The sequence below is a fragment of the Synechococcus sp. RSCCF101 genome, assembly GCF_008807075.1.
GTDB lineage: Bacteria > Cyanobacteriota > Cyanobacteriia > PCC-6307 > Cyanobiaceae > RSCCF101.
The window spans coordinates 1882082-1902116 of the sequence record NZ_CP035632.1 but is presented as its reverse complement, the minus strand read 5'-3'; the positions used below and the strand labels follow the sequence as shown (position 1 = coordinate 1902116).

General features: G+C 59.7%; 19 protein-coding genes and 4 pseudogenes. 6 read left to right on the top strand and 17 right to left on the bottom strand.

What is annotated here, in order from left to right:
• The first annotated feature begins 70 nt into the window (after window positions 1–70).
• Window positions 71–412, top strand: a complete 342-nt coding sequence (locus EVJ50_RS15390) for an integrase core domain-containing protein (RefSeq protein ID WP_191964732.1) — start codon at window positions 71–73, stop codon at window positions 410–412.
• Between the two features lie 178 nt (window positions 413–590).
• Here EVJ50_RS15390 and EVJ50_RS09370 read toward each other — a convergent pair whose 3' ends face one another.
• The 8 genes and pseudogenes from EVJ50_RS09370 to EVJ50_RS15385 form a co-directional block, all read right to left on the bottom strand.
• A complete protein-coding gene (locus EVJ50_RS09370; RefSeq protein WP_150883608.1) occupies window positions 591–1385 on the bottom strand; it encodes a transposase in 795 nt (264 codons plus the stop codon).
• Window positions 1386–1505: 120 nt separating this feature from the next.
• A protein-coding gene (locus EVJ50_RS09365; protein ID WP_370455478.1) for an IS3 family transposase occupies window positions 1506–2617 on the bottom strand; the annotation gives its coding sequence in 2 pieces (ribosomal slippage) (window positions 1506–2356 and window positions 2356–2617; 1113 coding nt in all).
• Window positions 2618–2836: 219 nt separating this feature from the next.
• Window positions 2837–2980 carry a hypothetical protein gene (locus EVJ50_RS09360; protein ID WP_225322880.1) on the bottom strand — a complete coding sequence of 48 codons (144 nt, stop codon included), beginning with the start codon at window positions 2978–2980 and terminating at the stop codon, window positions 2837–2839.
• A gap of 64 nt (window positions 2981–3044) precedes the next feature.
• Window positions 3045–4636, bottom strand: a protein-coding gene (locus EVJ50_RS09355) for an IS3 family transposase (RefSeq protein WP_370455477.1) whose coding sequence is annotated in 2 segments (ribosomal slippage) — window positions 3045–4163 and window positions 4166–4636 — 1590 coding nt in all. Because the reading frame shifts where the segments join, the coding sequence is not laid out codon by codon here.
• Between the two features lie 12 nt (window positions 4637–4648).
• The gene (locus EVJ50_RS09345; RefSeq protein WP_225322876.1) at window positions 4649–5038 is read right to left on the bottom strand and encodes a transposase; all 390 of its coding nucleotides are present in this window, start codon (window positions 5036–5038) and stop codon (window positions 4649–4651) included.
• A gap of 78 nt (window positions 5039–5116) precedes the next feature.
• Window positions 5117–5581, bottom strand: a pseudogene (locus EVJ50_RS09340) (transposase); the annotation flags it as partial.
• Window positions 5582–6092: 511 nt separating this feature from the next.
• Window positions 6093–7202, bottom strand: coding sequence for a glycosyltransferase family 2 protein (locus tag EVJ50_RS09335; RefSeq protein ID WP_191964733.1), 1110 nt, complete (start codon window positions 7200–7202; stop codon window positions 6093–6095).
• A gap of 528 nt (window positions 7203–7730) precedes the next feature.
• The gene (locus EVJ50_RS15385; RefSeq protein ID WP_225323190.1) at window positions 7731–7949 is read right to left on the bottom strand and encodes a transposase; all 219 of its coding nucleotides are present in this window, start codon (window positions 7947–7949) and stop codon (window positions 7731–7733) included.
• 188 nt (window positions 7950–8137) lie between these two features.
• Here EVJ50_RS15385 and EVJ50_RS09325 point away from each other — a divergent pair.
• Window positions 8138–8284, top strand: a pseudogene (locus EVJ50_RS09325) (IS5/IS1182 family transposase); the annotation flags it as partial.
• A 51-nt stretch (window positions 8285–8335) separates the two neighbouring features.
• Here the strand turns inward: EVJ50_RS09325 and EVJ50_RS09320 are convergent.
• Window positions 8336–9447 (bottom strand): IS3 family transposase gene (locus EVJ50_RS09320; protein WP_370455480.1). Its coding sequence is split into 2 segments (ribosomal slippage): window positions 8336–9186 and window positions 9186–9447, totalling 1113 coding nucleotides; the frame shifts between segments, so codons are not numbered across the junction.
• Between the two features lie 219 nt (window positions 9448–9666).
• Between EVJ50_RS09320 and EVJ50_RS15080 the strand changes: the two genes are divergently transcribed.
• From EVJ50_RS15080 to EVJ50_RS09305, 3 genes are all read left to right on the top strand, one after another.
• Window positions 9667–9951, top strand: coding sequence for a DDE-type integrase/transposase/recombinase (locus tag EVJ50_RS15080; protein WP_225322879.1), 285 nt, complete (start codon window positions 9667–9669; stop codon window positions 9949–9951).
• Between the two features lie 459 nt (window positions 9952–10410).
• Window positions 10411–11844: a hypothetical protein gene (locus tag EVJ50_RS09310; protein WP_150883609.1), complete on the top strand. Its 1434-nt coding sequence runs from the start codon at window positions 10411–10413 to the stop codon at window positions 11842–11844.
• A gap of 335 nt (window positions 11845–12179) precedes the next feature.
• Entirely contained in the window at window positions 12180–12974 is a 795-nt protein-coding gene (locus tag EVJ50_RS09305) for a transposase (protein WP_150883608.1), read from the top strand.
• Between the two features lie 178 nt (window positions 12975–13152).
• On the opposite strand, the gene EVJ50_RS15380 is transcribed toward EVJ50_RS09305, so the two are convergent.
• Window positions 13153–13494 (bottom strand): integrase core domain-containing protein, encoded by a 342-nt coding sequence (locus tag EVJ50_RS15380; RefSeq protein WP_191964732.1) that lies wholly within the window; start codon window positions 13492–13494, stop codon window positions 13153–13155.
• Window positions 13495–13608: 114 nt separating this feature from the next.
• Here EVJ50_RS15380 and EVJ50_RS09295 point away from each other — a divergent pair.
• Window positions 13609–14720 (top strand): IS3 family transposase gene (locus EVJ50_RS09295; protein ID WP_370455479.1). Its coding sequence is split into 2 segments (ribosomal slippage): window positions 13609–13870 and window positions 13870–14720, totalling 1113 coding nucleotides; the frame shifts between segments, so codons are not numbered across the junction.
• Between the two features lie 48 nt (window positions 14721–14768).
• On the opposite strand, the gene EVJ50_RS15070 is transcribed toward EVJ50_RS09295, so the two are convergent.
• The 7 genes and pseudogenes from EVJ50_RS15070 to EVJ50_RS09260 all read right to left on the bottom strand — a co-directional run bounded on the left by EVJ50_RS15070 (window position 14769) and on the right by EVJ50_RS09260 (window position 19923).
• A complete protein-coding gene (locus EVJ50_RS15070; protein ID WP_225322878.1) occupies window positions 14769–15452 on the bottom strand; it encodes a DDE-type integrase/transposase/recombinase in 684 nt (227 codons plus the stop codon).
• Between the two features lie 32 nt (window positions 15453–15484).
• Entirely contained in the window at window positions 15485–15991 is a 507-nt protein-coding gene (locus EVJ50_RS15065; RefSeq protein ID WP_150882165.1) for a transposase, read from the bottom strand.
• A 71-nt stretch (window positions 15992–16062) separates the two neighbouring features.
• Window positions 16063–16448 (bottom strand): annotated as a pseudogene (locus EVJ50_RS09280) (transposase); the annotation flags it as partial.
• Window positions 16449–16490: 42 nt separating this feature from the next.
• Entirely contained in the window at window positions 16491–17114 is a 624-nt protein-coding gene (locus EVJ50_RS09275; protein ID WP_191964730.1) for a helix-turn-helix domain-containing protein, read from the bottom strand.
• Window positions 17115–17564: 450 nt separating this feature from the next.
• Window positions 17565–17918, bottom strand: a pseudogene (locus tag EVJ50_RS09270) (transposase); the annotation flags it as partial.
• Window positions 17919–18281: 363 nt separating this feature from the next.
• Window positions 18282–18737 (bottom strand): hypothetical protein, encoded by a 456-nt coding sequence (locus tag EVJ50_RS09265; RefSeq protein WP_150883603.1) that lies wholly within the window; start codon window positions 18735–18737, stop codon window positions 18282–18284.
• Between the two features lie 571 nt (window positions 18738–19308).
• Window positions 19309–19923 carry a hypothetical protein gene (locus tag EVJ50_RS09260; RefSeq protein WP_150883602.1) on the bottom strand — a complete coding sequence of 205 codons (615 nt, stop codon included), beginning with the start codon at window positions 19921–19923 and terminating at the stop codon, window positions 19309–19311.
• Between the last annotated feature and the right edge of the window lie 112 nt (window positions 19924–20035).

The following is a 20035-nucleotide window of genomic DNA, read 5'->3' as shown; positions in this document are numbered from 1 at the left end:
ACCCTGGACCGATGTCTGGGGTCCATGTCACCGGGACCTGGGGATCGACCAGTCGTTCTCGCGCCCAAGGGTGAGCAACGACAACCCCTTCTCGGAAGCCCTGTTCCGCACACTCAAGGTGCATCCCAGCTACCCAGTGCGCTGGTTCCGGAGCCTGGAGGCCGTCATCGCGTGGGTGAGGCAATTCGTTGCCTGGTACAACAACGAACACCGCCACAGCGGGATCAAGTACGTGACGCCCAGTCAGCGGCATCATGGCCTTGCTGATGCGATCTGTGAGGTGCGACGTCGGACTTATGAGAAGGCCTACAGGCTGCATCCAGCACGATGGAGTCGCCACCAGCGCTGCTGGAAGCAACCTGACATCGTGTGGATCAATCATCCACGCCCTGCCGAACATCGTGTCGCCTGATCGAGGCAGAAAACAGGCCCCCGCGGTCGTCCGACTCCGCTCTCATAGAGCGGAATCGGCAACGGGCGCGATCAGGGGCCGTCGCGGCAACCATCAACCAGGATCGACCAATGCTGTGAACAAAATGAAAGCCGCAGCAGCCATGAGGCCATCGCATCAGTAGGCTGCTTGCGGGTGCTCAGCTCAAGCACTCCGAGCGGACAACAACGCTGATAGGCACCGCCTCCGCGTCTGCCATGTCCTGCTCGGCAACCTCGGCCTGCTCCTCTCGTTGGCGGGCTTTGGCAGCTGCAGCCTCGGCTTCCAGCTCCGCCTTGGCCTTGCGGATCCACTCCAACCGATTGGCGCGGCGCTGCAGTTCTTCCGGCAGTTCATCGCCACGTTTGCCCTTGCCGTGCTGACCGTCCTCCTGCGCGTCAAGGAGCTCGGCCTTGCGCAGCAGCGCCCGCATCTCGCCCTCCAGCTGCTTCTCGCTTTTGAGCATCCGCTCGTGGCTCATCGCCTTGTGCCTGCTGGCATTGGCCCGGACCTTGGTGCCATCGAGGGCCACATGACCCAGGCTCACCAGCCCCGCCTTCTGGCAGAGCCGCAGCACCTGAACAAACAGCCCGGCCAGGGCGCCGAGGTGACGGCGGCGGAACTCGCTGATCCGGCTGTGATCGGGCTGCTGGTTGCCGGTGAGCACCCGGAAGGCAGCGTCCTCCCAGCAGGCCTTCTCAATCCTGCGCGAGCTGGGCAGACCGACGCAGTAGGCGTACAGGAGCAGCACCACCATCATCCTGGGGTCGTACGCCTTCTCCCCCCGTAGATCCTTCTGGCGGTAAACGGCGTGAATTGCCTCGAGATCCAGTTCAGCGGCCAGATCCAGCAGGAAGAACACCAGATGGTTCTCCGGCAACCACTCCACCGGAGACGGCGGCAGCAGCAGGGTCTGCTCGGGGTTCCAGGGACGGAAGGACTTGGGCTTGACCATGACCCATTCTCGCCCGCAGAACCATTGCAGTCATTGGGGTCTGGGCAGATTCGCCGGCGCCTGTGGAGATGACGTGACCCCCTTTATCGGTCCAGGCCTTATGAGAGTGGTTGGTCATGGTCATGCAGCAGCTCCTTGTTGAGCTGCCTCCAGGGGCGTACGCCCCTGGAGGGCCGAATGCGGCCTGAGGGAGTTGTACTCCCAGCGCCAGCGGTCGGCCAGGATCTGAGCTTCTGGGGCTGTGGTGAACAGCTCGGTGTTGAGGAACTCATCCCTGAATCTCCCGTTGAACGACTCGGCAAAGCCGTTCTGCCACGGGGAACCTGGCTCGATCGTGGCCGTTGTCGTGCCGCTGGTCCTGCACCAACGCCGTAAGGCGTGGGCGATGAATTCAGGGCCGTTGTCGCACCGGATGAACGCCGGTGCCGGGTAGAGGCTGGTGAGTTCCTCCAGCACGGCCACCACGTCCCTGGCCTTGCAACGCCTGCCCACTCGGATGGCCAGGCAGAGGCGGCTGTGCTCATCGATCACGTTCAGAAACTTGAGCCGCCGGCCATCGGCCGTGGCGTCGAACTGAAAGTCCATGGCCCACACCTGGTGGGGATGCTCGGCCCTGTGGCGCCGCACTGAGCCGTCCGCTGGCCGTGCCCGCTTCTGCTTTCGGGGGGTAGGCCGCTGGAGACCCTCCTCCCGCCAGATCCGTTGCACCCGTTTGTGATTCACGCTCCAGCCCTCGCGTCTGAGCACGCGGTGGGCCATTCGCCGGCCCCAGCGGATGTGGTCGGCAGCGATCTCCCTCAGCCGGCGCCGCAGCTTGGTCTCCTCGGCCCCAGGGACCGTGCCGTGATGGCGTTGGGTGCTGCGGTTCTGACCCACAACCCGGCAGGTGAACCGCTCCGATGCCCGGTAACGCTGCTGCAGGACGAGTACCGCCCTGCGCCGGCGTTCCGGGCTCAAAAGTTTCCCTCGGCGAGATCCTTGAGCATCGCCTTCTCCAGCTCGGCTTCCGCCAGCAGCTTCTTGAGTCGGGCGTTCTCCTTCTCCAACTGGGTCAGCCGTTTGGCCTCCTCGGCCTGCATCCCCCCGAACTGCTGCCGCCAGCGGTGGTAGGTCGGCTGCGTCACCTCGATCACTCGGCAGACCTCGTTGACGGTCTTGCCCTGGGCGATCAGCTGCTCTGCAGTCTTGAGCTTGCGGATGATCTGCTCGGGCGTGTGTCGGATTCGTTTCATGGTGAAGTCCCCGGCCCAGTCTGGCCGGTTGAGGACTCTCATTCACCCTGGACCGGTTTCCGGGGTCCACGTCAAGAGACCTGGCGCCAGCTGTGGCGACAGCTCCTGACGGCCCTGCCGCCGGATGAGGCGGCCAAGGTCATGGTCGATGCGCTCCATGTCGCTGCCCGTACAGACGACCTGATCGGTGTGGAGCGGCACCAGGGCTGATTCAAAGTCTCATGGCATCGCTGCTCCCGGTGGCCTCCTGACCATCGCCAGCAGCGCGGTGATGTCGTGCATCACGGCCTGCAGACCCTCGCGGACGGAGTGAAATCCAGCCAGTCGCAGGAGGTTGAGTGCTGCGGTGCGCAGCGTGGCCATCACGCCTGCGCCATTGCCCCCGTAGCGGTGACTTTCAGGAAAGTTGTCACTCCTGGGCTGCTCTTCAGGCGGCCTGACCCAATGGTATGGCCAGTGCCCTCTGCGGCTCTTCTGGTGGCTTGTTGATCCACACCACCGCTGGCTGACGCCAGCAGCGGGTGGATCGGCTCCATCGACGCGGGTGCTTCTGCCGGGCCTTCTCGTAGACATCGGCACGACGCCGGCAGAGTTCGGCCGCATCCCCGCTGTGGCGCTGGTCCGGCGTCACGAACTTGATGCCGCTGTGGCGGTGCTGGTGGTTGTACCAATCCACGAACGACGCCACCCACTCGCAGGCCTCTGCCTTGCTGGTGAATGGCCTTTTCGGGTAGTCAGGACGGTATTTGACGGTTCGGAACAGGGATTCCGAGTAGGGATTGTCGTTCGACACCCGGGGCCGGGAGAACGAACGCAGCACCCCCAGCTCTTCCAACCGGGCCTCGAGGGTGGCGGCCCGCATGGCGTTGCCGTTGTCGGCGTGGAGAACCAGCGGTTGGCGGCAGCCTCTGCTGATCCGCTCCCGCAGGCAGGCCCGACCCACCAGGTCAGCGGCGATCTGCGCGTCTTCTCGTTCGGCGACATCCCAGGCCACCACCTTGCGGCTCCAGACGTCGATCACCAGATAGAGGTACAGCCACACACCCCGCACCGTGGTGGGCAGATAGGTGATGTCCCACGACCACACAGCATTGGGGCGATCCGCTCGCAGCCGTGGCACAGGCCGTGGCTCCTGTGGTGGTCGTGCACGGCCCCGGCGATGGGCCTGACCATGCGCGTGCAGCACCCGGTACAAGCTGGACTCGGAGCCGATGAACAGGTCCTGATCGGCCAGTGCGGGCACGATCTGTCCCGGCGGCAGCGAGGCGTACTCCGGTTGGTTGCAGGTGAGCAGGATCCGCTGGCGTTCTTCCTCGCTCAGGCGGTGGGCGACATGGCGAGGGCTGCCTCTACGGCGGTCTTCTCCGTCCCCATCACCCAGAAAGGCCTTCCGCCAGCGCTTGAGGGTGCGCAGGGAAATGCCGATCTCCCCGCAGGCAGCGCTGAGGGTGGCTCCGCTGGCCTTGGCCTCACCGATCAACGCGATCGCCTTTTGCCGATGCGCGGCACTCGTCAGCCTTCCGCGTCCTCCGAGCAGAAGGCCTCCCACTTTTTTCGCAGCACCAGCAGTGCTGCTGCCTCCGCCAGGGCCTTCTCCTTGCGCTGCAGCTCCTTCTTGAGGGCCTTGATCTCTCGCTGGTCCCGGGCGCGGAGCCTCTCCAGATCCTTCTGCTCGGCCCTCGTCAGCACTGGCGCGGCGTTGGCATCGGTGGCGGCCTGACGCCAGCGGCTCACCTGCTCAGGGAACAGCCCCCGCTCACGGCAGTAGGCACCGAGCTCGGTGTCGTTGAGGCCAGCGGTCTCCAGCACCACCGTGAACTTGTCGGCAGCGCTCCAGCCTTCTGGCTCCCTCTCGGATGCGGGCACCACCTCTCCCTGCAGACGCCAGGCCTTTCTCCAGTTGTAGAGGGTCACCACGTGGATGCCCAGCTCCTCGGAAATCCGAGCCACGCTCTGTCGCTCGGGCGGGCTCATTCGTCTCTTGACATCAGCCTTGACGGCCTCGCTGTAACGACGCATTGAACTGCTCCATCAAGCCCCCGGGTGTGCGATTGAGAGGGGTGACAACTTTCCTGAAAGCGGGGGCAGCACTGGCGCGGCGTTGGCATCGGTGGCGGCCTGACGCCAGCGGCTCACCTGCTCAGGGAACAGCCCCCGCTCACGGCAGTAGGCACCGAGCTCGGTGTCGTTGAGGCCAGCGGTCTCCAGCACCACCGTGAACTTGTCGGCAGCGCTCCAGCCTTCTGGCTCCCTCTCGGATGCGGGCACCACCTCTCCCTGCAGACGCCAGGCCTTTCTCCAGTTGTAGAGGGTCACCACGTGGATGCCCAGCTCCTCGGAAATCCGAGCCACGCTCTGTCGCTCGGGCGGGCTCATTCGTCTCTTGACATCAGCCTTGACGGCCTCGCTGTAACGACGCATTGAACTGCTCCATCAAGCCCCCGGGTGTGCGATTGAGAGGGGTGACAACTTTCCTGAAAGCGGGGGTTCGCCCCCGCTGACAGACCCACCACCGCGGCCAGGATCCTCGTCATCACTGGAAGCCGCAGCTTGGATGACATTCAATCCATGTCGCACGATCCGCTCGTTGCAGTCGTTCACCACCGACTTCGGTAATCGCTTGCGGAAATGGACCAGCATCGATGGATCGAATGGAGCAGAGTACTGATAGGCCTCCAGACCAAGGAAAAACTGGAGATAAGGATTCTCCTTGACTTGCTCGACCAGCTCTTCATCGGTGAGTCCCATGCGCGCCTTGATGATCAGAGCTCCAAGCGCCATGCGGAAGGGCTTGGCGGGTGCTCCAAAGCCCTTGCAGAACTGGGCGGCATAGTCGTCCTCAAGCTCATCCCAGGGAATCAGCTCAGCGAGCTTGATCCAGCGATTATCTCCAGAGAGCTTGCCGCCGAATGGCAGGAAGAAATCCTCAAACGAGAGCTGATGACGATGCTCACGTCGGTACATGTGGAAAACTCTGGGCAGCTTTTCGGCCGGAATGCGCCGAATTGCCAACATTTTACTGCGACAAGCTCCTCGGACTCGTTGCAGCGCAGCGGATCTGGTCTTTCTCAGGAAGCCCCACTTAATGATTCAAAGCGCCGGACAGTTTTCGCTGTCGCCTGACACTGGATCGTCTTGCGGCAGCTGATCGCCTCCATGGCGACCTTGGCCTTGAACTCAGGGCTGTGGGTTTCGGCGCTTGCTCATTGGTGGGAGACCCTTCTCAAGGGCGGTGCCCCGCCTCAGAGGTTAACGATGGGACCTGTCCAGAAAAACCAGACCACCACAGGTCACGTCACGCGCACCAAAAGCTTCAGCCGAACGAATCCTCAATCGCAGTTCCAATACAGAGATCGGGGCCGAGCCGGCAGGCTTCATGCGACCCATGTTCTCACGTCAGATCCGTAAAGCTTAAGCGAAGAACACGCGGCGGTTATCTCGGCGCACAGAAGACTGGCTGGCGGACAAGCAATGATTATCCGCTGTCAATGCTTGCGCAGGCAATTTGAGCATCAACATTATCGCACATGCCGGCCAGTTGATAGTGCTTGGCACGAATAGCGTCCATCACATCACTCCCCCTCGCGCCCCGGTATTCTAATGACGTAATCCTGTCAAGCTGATCACCATTATAATAATTAACTAAAGCACAGCACAGGAAGGCGGTGCGCGACTCCTTTGTAATGGCCAGGATAAAGTCCCAATCAACAAATCGCCTCAGCGATTCATCAAAGGATGCTCGTTTTAAGCCCACAGAGGCGCGTCTGAACACGAAGCAATTGAGATCTATATAGTTTACTTCAAGACATGACCTCCAGCTGAAGAAATTGCCAAGCCAGACCTTGTCGCCATCACAGTCTCCAGTCAGCAGGGCCGCGCAAAAGCCACAGTCTAGGCTCTGCTTAGAGAGGAACGAGAGCATCAGGCTCAGATATTCAGGAGACCATGTATTGTCGCTATCCAGAAAGGCGACATAACCTGACCTAGAGCGGCTCAAGCCGGCATTGCGGGCGGCACTAACGCCTCGATGGGGCATAGGAAGATAGTGAATCCTTGAATCACGCACATAGCAGGAACATAGATCAGCAGTATTGTCACTACTGCCATCGTCGCAGATGTAGAGATGCCAGCACTGGTGAACCTGCCGAAGCACAGACTCAATCGCAGCCCGCAGCACTCCGGCCCGATTATATGTCGGGAGGATAATATCAATGGAAGTCGACCTAACGGCCTTGCTTGAAAGGTAATAACGCTGGAGAGCAATCTTCATTCTGACATCATTCGAAAGGCTCCTGAATGACTTGTAGCGCTCAAAAGACCCAAGCCGTGAAGCCATTGAGCCGGGAGAGCCATATGTGGTCACAGCTCCCGTCTGCCTCGGCAACAGCAGGCTCCACTCACCAAACAGACATGCATCATGAACTACAAAACGAAGCAAGCGACCTGCTGACAATTTCTGAGAAGAATACAAGAATGCATATCTGCCAGAGTGATCGCCCAATCCCCAGGAAGCGACAACGTCGCTGGCAAGACTACAATCACAAAAGCCATCAAGCTCGCCGTTGATCCAGACCTCAAGCGTCAACCTGCACTGCAGGTCATCGGCGTTAAATGCCCATCCAGCAATCTGGCCCTCGCGCACAAAGCAAACTTCTAAGAACAATGACATCTTTCCCATAAGCCCGCTTGGCAACTTTCTTTCGGTTGATTGTCAGAGCCAATAGTCAACCGTCAGGATTGGCGCGATGCTCGCGATACATATCAACTCCAAAGGGGATGGTTTGATGATGGGGGGCTGACTGTCGTCTCTCACTAGGTTGATTAGCACCCCGCCGAGACGCCACTGAGGCGAACTCCAGCTGAGAGTCAGGACAGATTCAAAGTCTCATGTCTCCTTCCTCCTATTTGCCTCCTTGCGATCGCCATCAGCCCTGTCTGTCATGTCATGTCATGCCTGCATCATGGGCTTCAGCCCCTTGCGGACGGGGCTGAATCCGGCTAAGTGAAGGCGGTTGAGTGCTGGGGTGCTCAGCTTGGCCATCACTCGGCGCCGGACCCGCCGTAGCGATGGTTGTCTTCCTGGAGCTGGCTGACGTGACCCCATTTATTGGTCTCAGGCCTTTTGGGAGTGGTGGTCATGCAGCAGCTCAATAGGGAGCTGCATCCAGAGGCGCGTCCGCCTCGAGGGCCGAGTGCGGCTTGAGGGATTTGTACTCCCAGCGGCAGCGATCTGAGCCTCAGTTCCTGTGGTGAACAGCTCAGCGTTGAGGAATTCATCGCGGAACGGTCCGTTGAACGACTCGGCATAGCCGTTCTGCCACGGGGAGTACAGCTCGATGGTGGCCCTTGACGTGCCGCTGCGAGGTGGGTGCCTTTGCTTGGATAGCTTTGGCCGCTGACTTCATTACCCGGACATGGGGGACATGCCTTGGCTCAGTGTAGCGCTTGATTCAGGGCTGCCTAAGAGGCTGCTGAAAAACCCTGCCAGCCGCGGGAAAATGAGCCAACGGCACCAGGCGAATGCGCGGACAGCAGGAGCGGACCGGCCCTCTGTTCTCCTATGTCTCCACCGAGGATCGGATTCCGGCGTCGCATCCCCTGCGGCAGGTCCGGCGGCTTGCGGATCACGCCCTTGACCGGCTGAATCCCATCTTCTGCAAGCTCTATTGACGTGACCCCCTTTATCGGTCCAGGCCTTATGAGAGTGGTTGGTCATGGTCATGCAGCAGCTCCTTGTTGAGCTGCCTCCAGGGGCGTACGCCCCTGGAGGGCCGAATGCGGCCTGAGGGAGTTGTACTCCCAGCGCCAGCGGTCGGCCAGGATCTGAGCTTCTGGGGCTGTGGTGAACAGCTCGGTGTTGAGGAACTCATCCCTGAATCTCCCGTTGAACGACTCGGCAAAGCCGTTCTGCCACGGGGAACCTGGCTCGATCGTGGCCGTTGTCGTGCCGCTGGTCCTGCACCAACGCCGTAAGGCGTGGGCGATGAATTCAGGGCCGTTGTCGCACCGGATGAACGCCGGTGCCGGGTAGAGGCTGGTGAGTTCCTCCAGCACGGCCACCACGTCCCTGGCCTTGCAACGCCTGCCCACCCGGATGGCCAGGCAGAGGCGGCTGTGCTCATCGATCACGTTCAGGAACTTGAGCCGCCGGCCATCGGCCGTGGCATCGAACTGGAAGTCCATGGCCCACACCTGGTGGGGATGCTCGGCCTGATGGCGACGCACTGAGCCGTCCGCTGGCCGTGCCCGCTTCTGCTTTCTGGGGGTGGGCCGCTGCAGACCCTCCTCCCGCCAGATCCGTTGCACCCGCTTGTGATTCACGCTCCAGCCCTCGCGCCGCAGCACGCGGTGGGCCATCCGCCGGCCCCAGCGGATGTGCTCAGCGGCGATCTCCCTCAGCCGGTGCCGCAGCTTGGTCTCCTCGACCCCAGGGGCCCTGCCGCCATGGCGTTGGGTGCTGCGGTTCTGACCCACAACCCGGCAGGTGAACCGCTCCGATGCCCGGTAACGCTGCTGCAGGACGACCACCGCCCTGCGCCGGCGTTCCGGGCTCAGAAGTTTCCCTCGGCAAGATCTTTGAGCATCGCCTTTTCCAGTTCCGCCTCTGCCAGCAGCTTTTTGAGCCGAGCGTTCTCCTTCTCCAGCTGAGTCAGCCGCTTGGCCTCCTCGGCCTGCATGCCGCCGTACTGCTGACGCCAGCGGTGATAGGTCGGCTGCGTCACCTCGATCACGCGGCAGACATCGGTGACGGTCTTGCCCTGGGCGATCAGCTGCTCGGCGGTTTTGAGCTTGCGGATGATCTGCTCTGGAGTGTGACGGATTCGTTTCATGGTGAAGTCCCCGGCCCAGTCTGGCCGGTTGAGGACTCTCATTCACCCTGGACCGGTTTCCGGGGTCCACGTCAGGAGGGAAACAGCAGGACCAGCTCCTGTCTCGACTGCAATTTCAGCAGCCTCTTAGAGCCCAGGTCACCAGTTCAGCGCTACGAGTGGGAGCGACCGGGCGACCTGATTCACGTCGACATCAAGTCCCTGGCCCGGTTCCGGAAGGTGGGGCACCGGATCACCGGTGATCGTCAGAAAGGCGGGTCCTATGGGGTCGGCTACAACAAGGTTCACATCGCAGTGGACAACGAGCAGAAGCCCACCGTGCTCGGCTTTCAGGCCAAAGCCGTCGCCTGGTTCAACAGGCAAGAGATCGAGCGCCAGCGGGTCATTTCGGACAACGGGCCGGCGACTGTCTCCAGGCAGTTCGCCGTGGCTTGCCTGGCCATAGGGCTCAGGCACATCCGGACCAGGCCGTACACCCCCAGAACCAACGGCAAGGCAGAGTGATTCATCCACGCGCTCTGCCGGGAATGGGCCTACGCCATGGCGTTCCAGAACTCGGAGGAGCGGAACCGCTGGCTCTCTCGCTACCTGTCGATCTATCACCGACTCAGGAAGCACTCGGCCCTCGGCTGGCGTTTACCTCAGCAGCGGCACAGGGAGCTGCTCTGCTGAACAACGTGGTGAGACACAACACGTAGACCCTTTCCTGCTGCCAGGGATGATCGGTTTTCAGAGCTTGGGCTTTGCACTGTCGGGTCTCCATACCAGCCCTCTCGGCTCAAGGTAGCCACTTCACAGGCGACCCAACCGCCAAAGGGTTACAATATCAAGAATAGTAATATTGGATTCTGCGTGGAGATTGATGAACTCTGCCGGTCTGGCGATGCGTCAGCATTGGCTGGATTGCTGGCCACGAGCAGAAGGTACGGGCAGCTGCGATCAAGACTTAGGCGCATTGCAGCCATGACCGATGAGAGCTTTTATCGCCGGCTGATCAGGAGAACCGTAACTGACTATCCGTTGGTAAACGCACTTGTATACAAGGAGCTCCTCAGCGAAAACGCCGATCTACACTATATGAGCGACCCGTTACTATTCCTCACCCCCGACCATGTCGAGCTGTGCACTTCGGACGGTGATTCGCCCAATGTAATTTGTCCGAATAGCCTAATTAAAGCGTTCATTAAAAGCAAGCAGATTCTTGCCAGGCATCCGAAGACTGGGGGCATCTTCTACGCTACTAGAAATATAACATTACATTCGTTGCTTCTGAAGGGCGAGAATGACAGGCACATGATCCTGTCATACTTTGGCCCCAAGGGCTATGTGCATGGCTCGATCCAATTACATGAGTTAGACTCCGATGAGATATTTGTATACGATGCGCTGCGCAAGCCCGACAGGATTGGGCGAGAGCATGTGCTGGCTGGCTTGTCGCATGTCTATAGGAGCCTAAATCTCAACGCTCATTATCTCTCATGTCAGCCAAAGAAGAAGTTGTTTGTGACAAATGAGGTCTTTCCTCACATAGGTCATTATCTCTGGAATAATCTATCGATTTGGGGGGATCTGTATTTGCGAGACCAGGCTAATGCGCACGTCTCAATACGTGGAACGGCATATGGCAATCTTCAAAGTCTTATCAAGGGACAAAGCGAGCAAAGATCAGAGTCAGTCTCTGAACTTGAGTTCGAAACTGGAATTTATCTGGCTCCTCGGGCGTCACGGATAAGCGAATCTGTCGCCACCACAATACTCGACAATGCCTTGACCCACTGTTCTGATATCCATTCACCAATTTACCAGAAGTCTGCTAGAGCGGCTCAAGAAGGACGGTTAATTCTCATTTCTCTGCGTTTTGGCAATCGGGAGTGGATTGAGCAGAGGCAAGGTCTTAAACGACTTATTGAAATGATCATTAGCCTTATGCCGGACGCAAGGTTTCTGATTGACGGCTCGAACTCGCCAGCTTTTGGAAGCGAACAGCTGTCGTCTCACGCGGCCATATCGCTCAATGACGAGATTGAGTATGCATCCTCATTGGAATCTGTCTTTGGCTCCAGCCGTATTATCAATTCGATAGGCTGCGATCTTCTTACAAGCGTTGCTTCCATCTCGCATGTCTTTACAGGCATAAGCCCATGGGGCGCCGGCTTGGCGAAATCAAAGTGGATATGCAACAAAAGGCTGATCGTTCATGCCTCAAAAGAGCTTGTTGAAGCCAAGGACGATATCAATATATATCAGTCAAGCTTCTACAGAGAGAGCGCTGCTGACGACGAGTGGGTACTAGGTGCTGCCTGCACAGAAGGCGACTCGTCCACGTCAGGAAGACAAGACTATAGTCTTTTTTGGCTGGATCTTCTTAGCCGTTTTCGAGTGATGCACCACTTATAGAGGCCATTACTTGTGTGCGCTCTGTCTTTGTTGCACATATAGGCGCGACTTCCGGGAAGAGGGCTCCATCATCCGCCGCTGAGAGGATGATGCAAAAGTCTTGGCCTCTCCGGCTCATGACACGCAAGCCGATATTCATGCAGATCAAGCAAGCATCCAGACCTCTGTGCTCTCTGCAGAGACAAGAAGTGCCAGTCTTTCTGGTTGTCGTTCCCGTGCAGTGCAGTTGGTCTAGGAGTCTGTCGCGCGTAGATCAGCGGACACTCTCTCCACAGGCGCCGGCGAATCTGCCCAGACCCCAATGACTGCAATGGTTCTGCGGGCGAGAATGGGTCATGGTCAAGCCCAAGTCCTTCCGTCCCTGGAACCCCGAGCAGACCCTGCTGCTGCCGCCGTCTCCGGTGGAGTGGTTGCCGGAGAACCATCTGGTGTTCTTCCTGCTGGATCTGGCCGCTGAACTGGATCTCGAGGCAATTCACGCCGTTTACCGCCAGAAGGATCTACGGGGGGAGAAGGCGTACGACCCCAGGATGATGGTGGTGCTGCTCCTGTACGCCTACTGCGTCGGTCTGCCCAGCTCGCGCAGGATTGAGAAGGCCTGCTGGGAGGACGCTGCCTTCCGGGTGCTCACCGGCAACCAGCAGCCCGATCACAGCCGGATCAGCGAGTTCCGCCGCCGTCACCTCGGCGCCCTGGCCGGGCTGTTTGTTCAGGTGCTGCGGCTCTGCCAGAAGGCGGGGCTGGTGAGCCTGGGTCATGTGGCCCTCGATGGCACCAAGGTCCGGGCCAATGCCAGCAGGCACAAGGCGATGAGCCACGAGCGGATGCTCAAAAGCGAGAAGCAGCTGGAGGGCGAGATGCGGGCGCTGCTGCGCAAGGCCGAGCTCCTTGACGCGCAGGAGGACGGTCAGCACGGCAAGGGCAAACGTGGCGATGAACTGCCGGAAGAACTGCAGCGCCGCGCCAATCGGTTGGAGTGGATCCGCAAGGCCAAGGCGGAGCTGGAAGCCGAGGCTGCAGCTGCCAAAGCCCGCCAACGAGAGGAGCAGGCCGAGGTTGCCGAGCAGGACATGGCAGACGCGGAGGCGGTGCCTATCAGCGTTGTTGTCCGCTCGGAGTGCTTGAGCTGAGCACCCGCAAGCAGCCTACTGATGCGATGGCCTCATGGCTGCTGCGGCTTTCATTTTGTTCACAGCATTGGTCGATCCTGGTTGATGGTTGCCGCGACGGCCCCTGATCGCGCCCGTTGCCGATTCCGCTCTATGAGAGCGGAGTCGGACGACCGCGGGGGCCTGTTTTCTGCCTCGATCAGGCGACACGATGTTCGGCAGGGCGTGGATGATTGATCCACACGATGTCAGGTTGCTTCCAGCAGCGCTGGTGGCGACTCCATCGTGCTGGATGCAGCCTGTAGGCCTTCTCATAAGTCCGACGTCGCACCTCACAGATCGCATCAGCAAGGCCATGATGCCGCTGACTGGGCGTCACGTACTTGATCCCGCTGTGGCGGTGTTCGTTGTTGTACCAGGCAACGAATTGCCTCACCCACGCGATGACGGCCTCCAGGCTCCGGAACCAGCGCACTGGGTAGCTGGGATGCACCTTGAGTGTGCGGAACAGGGCTTCCGAGAAGGGGTTGTCGTTGCTCACCCTTGGGCGCGAGAACGACTGGTCGATCCCCAGGTCCCGGTGACATGGACCCCAGACATCGGTCCAGGGTGAATGAGAGTCCTCAACCGGCCAGACTGGGCCGGGGACTTCACCATGAAACGAATCCGTCACACTCCAGAGCAGATCATCCGCAAGCTCAAGACTGCAGAGCAGCTGATCGCCCAGGGCAAGACCGTCAACGAGGTCTGCCGAGTGATCGAGGTGACGCAGCCGACCTACCACCGCTGGCGGCAGCAGTTCGGGGGGATGCAGGCCGAGGAGGCCAAACGGCTGACCCAGTTGGAGAAGGAGAACGCCCGACTCAAGAAGCTGCTGGCGGAAGCCGAGCTGGAGAAGGCGATGCTCAAAGATCTTGCCGAGGGAAGCTTCTGAGCCCGGAACGCCGGCGCAGGGCGGTGGTCGTCCTGCAGCAGCGTTACCGGGCATCGGAGCGGTTCACCTGCCGGGTTGTGGGTCAGAACCGCAGCACCCAACGCCATGGCGGCAGGGCCCCTGGGGTCGAGGAGACCAAGCTGCGGCACCGGCTGAGGGAGATCGCCGCTGAGCACATCCGCTGGGGCCGGCGGATGGCCCACCGCGTGCTGCGGCGCGAGGGCTGGAGCGTGAATCACAAACGGGTGCAACGGATCTGGCGGGAGGAGGGTCTGCAGCGGCCCACCCCCAGAAAGCAGAAGCGGGCACGGCCAGCGGACGGCTCAGTGCGTCGCCATCAGGCCGAGCATCCCCACCAGGTGTGGGCCATGGACTTCCAGTTCGATGCCACGGCCGATGGCCGGCGGCTCAAGTTTCTGAACGTGATCGATGAGCACAGCCGCCTCTGCCTGGCCATCCGGGTGGGCAGGCGCTGCAAGGCCAGGGACGTGGTGGCCGTGCTGGAGGAACTCACCAGCCTCTACCCGGCACCGGCGTTCATCCGGTGCGACAACGGCCCTGAATTCATCGCCCACGCCTTACGGCGTTGGTGCAGGACCAGCGGCACGACAACGGCCACGATCGAGCCAGGTTCCCCGTGGCAGAACGGCTTTGCCGAGTCGTTCAACGGGAGATTCAGGGATGAGTTCCTCAACACCGAGCTGTTCACCACGGCTCCTGAGGCTCAGATCCTGGCCGACCGCTGGCGCTGGGAGTACAACTCACTCAGGCCGCATTCGGCCCTCCAGGGGCGTACGCCCCTGGAGGCAGCTCAACAAGGAGCTGCTGCATGACCATGACCAACCACTCTCATAAGGCCTGGACCGATAAAGGGGGTCACGTCACCGGGAGAACGAACGCAGCACCCCCAGCTCTTCCAACCGGGCCTCGAGGGTGGCGGCCCGCATGGCGTTGCCGTTGTCGGCGTGGAGAACCAGCGGTTGGCGGCAGCCTCTGCTGATCCGCTCCCGCAGGCAGGCCCGACCCACCAGGTCAGCGGCGATCTGCGCGTCTTCTCGTTCGGCGACATCCCAGGCCACCACCTTGCGGCTCCAGACGTCGATCACCAGATAGAGGTACAGCCACACACCCCGCACCGTGGTGGGCAGATAGGTGATGTCCCACGACCACACAGCATTGGGGCGATCCGCTCGCAGCCGTGGCACAGGCCGTGGCTCCTGTGGTGGTCGTGCACGGCCCCGGCGATGGGCCTGACCATGCGCGTGCAGCACCCGGTACAAGCTGGACTCGGAGCCGATGAACAGGTCCTGATCGGCCAGTGCGGGCACGATCTGTCCCGGCGGCAGCGAGGCGTACTCCGGTTGGTTGCAGGTGAGCAGGATCCGCTGGCGTTCTTCCTCGCTCAGGCGGTGGGCGACATGGCGAGGGCTGCCTCTACGGCGGTCTTCTCCGTCCCCATCACCCAGAAAGGCCTTCCGCCAGCGCTTGAGGGTGCGCAGGGAAATGCCGATCTCCCCGCAGGCAGCGCTGAGGGTGGCTCCGCTGGCCTTGGCCTCACCGATCAACGCGATCGCCTTTTGCCGATGCGCGGCACTCGTCAGCCTTCCGCGTCCTCCGAGCAGAAGGCCTCCCACTTTTTTCGCAGCACCAGCAGTGCTGCTGCCTCCGCCAGGGCCTTCTCCTTGCGCTGCAGCTCCTTCTTGAGGGCCTTGATCTCTCGCTGGTCCCGGGCGCGGAGCCTCTCCAGATCCTTCTGCTCGGCCCTCGTCAGCACTGGCGCGGCGTTGGCATCGGTGGCGGCCTGACGCCAGCGGCTCACCTGCTCAGGGAACAGCCCCCGCTCACGGCAGTAGGCACCGAGCTCGGTGTCGTTGAGGCCAGCGGTCTCCAGCACCACCGTGAACTTGTCGGCAGCGCTCCAGCCTTCTGGCTCCCTCTCGGATGCGGGCACCACCTCTCCCTGCAGACGCCAGGCCTTTCTCCAGTTGTAGAGGGTCACCACGTGGATGCCCAGCTCCTCGGAAATCCGAGCCACGCTCTGTCGCTCGGGCGGGCTCATTCGTCTCTTGACATCAGCCTTGACGGCCTCGCTGTAACGACGCATTGAACTGCTCCATCAAGCCCCCGGGTGTGCGATTGAGAGGGGTGACAACTTTCCTGAAAGCGGGGGCCGCCATGGCGTTGGGTGCTGCGGTGCTGGCCCACCACCCGGCAGGCGAACCGCTCCGATGCCCGGTGACGCTGCTGCAGGACAACCACGGCCCTGCGCCTGCGTTCCGGGCTCAGAAGTTTCCCTCGGCAAGGTCTTTCAGCATTGCCTTCTCCAGCTCGGCCTCGGCCAGCAGCTTCTTGAGTCGGGCGTTCTCCTTCTCCAGCTGGGTCAGGCGCTTGGCCTCCTCGGCCTGCATCCCTCCAAACTGCTGCCGCCAGCGGTGGTACGTCGGCTGTGTCACCTCGATCACGCGGCAGACCTCGTTGACGGTCTTGCCCTGGGCGATCAGCTGCTCTGCGGTCTTGAGCTTGCGGATGATCTGCTCGGGTGTGTGGCGGATTCGTTTCATGGTGAAGTCCCCGGCCCAGTCTGGCCGGTTGAGGACTCTCATTCACCCTGGACCGGTTTCCGGGGTCCACGTCAGCACCTCCTGGGGCACACCGCCCCAGTGACGGAAGGCCTCCTCCATCGCCTCCAGCCAGTGGTCCTGCTTCTCGCTGCGGAAGGCACGCACCACCAACCGGCGCGAATACCCGAGCGTCAGCACTGCCAGGTGCACCCGCACCCGCATGCCGCTGATTCCCACGATGCATTGGCCAAAATCGGCCTGGAGCTGCCGGCCCGGTGGGGTTTCAAAGCGGACGGTGGCCAGAGCCGCGTTCCGCAGCTCCTGCCGCCACGGCTCCACGGCGCGCTCCACCGTTCTCAGGTGGACCCGGATCCCCTTCTCGCTGGCCAGCTCCTGCCGCACCACGTCGGCATTGCCGCGGTGAGCCAGAAACCGCTGCTTGAGCCAGCTGCGATGGTCATCGAGAACCGAGCTGCGGCAGGGCTTTCCATAGGGCTGCCAGCCCCCCTGCCGCAGGTATTTGCGCACCGTCTCCGGTGAGCAGCCCAGCTGCCTGGCAATACGCCGGCGCCCCCAGCCCGCTGCCGCCAGCCGCTGCATGGCCTCGACGTCCTGAGGGGTCTGCACCGCCATCTCCGCAGCCATCGGCTCCAGAGATGCCGCCATTCCCGGCCCTCTGTCGCGCTGGCTGCCTCGCTCCACGGGGTGGGCCAGTTTTCGTGTCGCCTCCGGACCAGTTATCGCTGTCGCCTGACACCCTCGCCTCGGCGGTCTGCCCTGGCTGTAGTGCTCCTGGCAGCAGCAGTGATGGGGGCCGCCGAACCAGGCATCCGTTCGGCTGGCGTGAGCCTGGGGGCAGGGATGGATGGCGGAGTCACCGGTTCCGAGTGAGGACCTTTTCGTGTCGGATCTGGTGACTTTCCTCCTGTCGGCTGACATCAATCAGAAGCGTGCCCTGGTTCTGTGATGGCGTGTCTGGCTGGGGCGGCCGTTCGCCCCCGCTGACAGACCCACCACCGCGGCCAGGATCCTCGTCATCACTGGAAGCCGCAGCTTGGATGACATTCAATCCATGTCGCACGATCCGCTCGTTGCAGTCGTTCACCACCGACTCCGGTAATCGCTTGCGGAAATGGACCAGCATCGATGGATCGAATGGAGCAGAGTACTGATAGGCCTCCAGACCAAGGAAAAACTGGAGATAAGGATTCTCCTTGACTTGCTCGACCAGCTCTTCATCGGTGAGTCCCATGCGCGCCTTGATGATCAGAGCTCCAAGCGCCATGCGGAAGGGCTTGGCGGGTGCTCCAAAGCCCTTGCAGAACTGGGCGGCATAGTCGTCCTCAAGCTCATCCCAGGGAATCAGCTCAGCGAGCTTGATCCAGCGATTATCTCCAGAGAGCTCTTGCCGCCGAATGGCAGGAAGAAATCCTCAAACGAGAGCTGATGACGATGCTCACGTCGGTACATGTGGAAAACTCTGGGCAGCTTTTCGGCCGGAATGCGCCGAATTGCCAGCATTTTACTGCGACAAGCTCCTCGGACTCGTTGCAGCGCAGCGGGTCTGGTCTTTCTCAGGAAGCCCTACATGGGGAAAACTCTGAGCAGCTTTTCGGCCGGAATGCGCCGAATGGCCAACATTTTACTGCTACAGGCTCCTCAGACTCGTTGCGGCGCAGCGCGCCTAATCTTACTCAGGAGGCCATAACCGAGGCTAAACTGAGACCGAACCAAGTTCCTCCCGTCCGGGGTTAACATGTCAGTGGACTAGGGTGTCCAACAAAAGACACTCATCTCAGACTGGCCTATCTCAGGAGGCCCTGAGTATCAGCGCTAACTTATTACACATCTATCAAGATATGATACGATCTCAGAATATTCATCGTCTGTTACCCCTGTTAATGACTGGCCTTTCTTGACCTGCTTGGCAAATGAGACTTGACTCTCGCCGGAATGCTGGTTAAACACTGAAGGATGATCCTTGAGTAGGGCTAGATGAGCGTTAAGATCCAGGGTGGACATCCACCACTCGCCTCCCATCCACTGATGTGATTTAAACTTGGTCAGAAAGCCCGGATTCCTTTCGCGAAGGAACTTTTCTGCCTTCGCCATTCTCTCGAGACCGTCTTCTTTTGAGTAGCCTTGGCGATTGAGATAAAGCTTGTATATCAACAAAGCGATATGTTTACTTGTGTTAGCGTGGGGAGTCTTCTTTGATCGCAAAGCATCGTTGTCAATGCCCGTGAAATAGCTCAAGGCGTAGTAACCGATATTCTGCTGCTGAAGCATGGCCTCGTAAGAGCAAAGAACTACTTTGCCGAACCGACCCCATAAGTCAACATTCCTAGCATAATCAAAGAGATACCATGACTTCGAGATAAAGTCTTCGAAAGAGTGGCAATTCGTTGTCTGCAGTATGTTTTCTGAATACATTGAAAGCATAAAGTCAGGCCTAAGCCGGGCTGTTATCGCTAGCGTGGGGTTGTCTATCATTGAGAAGTAGTTGCGAAGACAATTGTACTTGTCTTCAAAGCAGGATCTTGGCTGACCATGGCGACTGAACCCAATCCTCCAAAATGGTTCGGAACTGATAAATACAGAGGTAGCCTCAGCAGCATGTTCATTAATTGCTTTAAACATGCATTTAACTTCTTCCGGGCTAAATCGGCCATTGACGCGCGGATCAATTGATTTGGCTAAGTCTAGATGAGCATAGTGCGAGATACCAGTGGATATCAACTCATCGTAGCGTGGATAGATTATATTGTTTCTTCTAAGAAGATCCCGCGAGCTTGAGAGGTATCTTTGGAACGAGGTTGTGGCTGTTTTGTGGGTTCCAACGTGAAAGATAGATGGCATCTTAAAGGGTAATCAAGTGATAGAGTGTCGTTTGAAACGTCTGAGCTAAATACTTATCAATCTGACGCAGGGCATAGTCATTGCCCCCACGCTTATTGAAGTTGTTAAACAGCGAGACCTTCTCACTGGGAGAACCGATCTCGACAAACTCTTCTGAAAGTGACGAGTTAACGATAGCTGTAGGTACACCCATGAGAAGTGAATGTACCTTTAGCCATAAATCGTCTGCGCGTGGTGCAGCTTGTACGGCTGCGGGAATATTCCACACATTCTCATGGAGATAGGATCTTCGGTACGCTATGCCATCTTTTCCAGTCCCCACATATCTTAGCCGTGGCACATTAGCATCTATTGACTTGTCCCATCTCCTGTATGGGAGAATCATCTTATCATCAATAGAAATAGCTCGTCCTCTCATCGCGACTACGCAATCGAACTCAAGAGTAGTTTCAATGATTCTTGAAATGAAGTTCCGTGGATAAAGCGTATCGTCATCAACAGTAATTAAAATATCGTCGGGTCCGAGATCATTGTAGATATATTTCCTATGGGGGCCAATGTTGTCAACATAGGAGACTTGAAAAGTGAACGGATAATCTCTGGAAGAGCTCTCCAAGAGATGCTGAAGCGACTGTGGGAGGGAGGCAATTCCGTCATCTAAAAGATACCCTCGCTCTGATACATACAAAGTTATCGTGATATCCGAACAATCCAACTGACCAGGAATA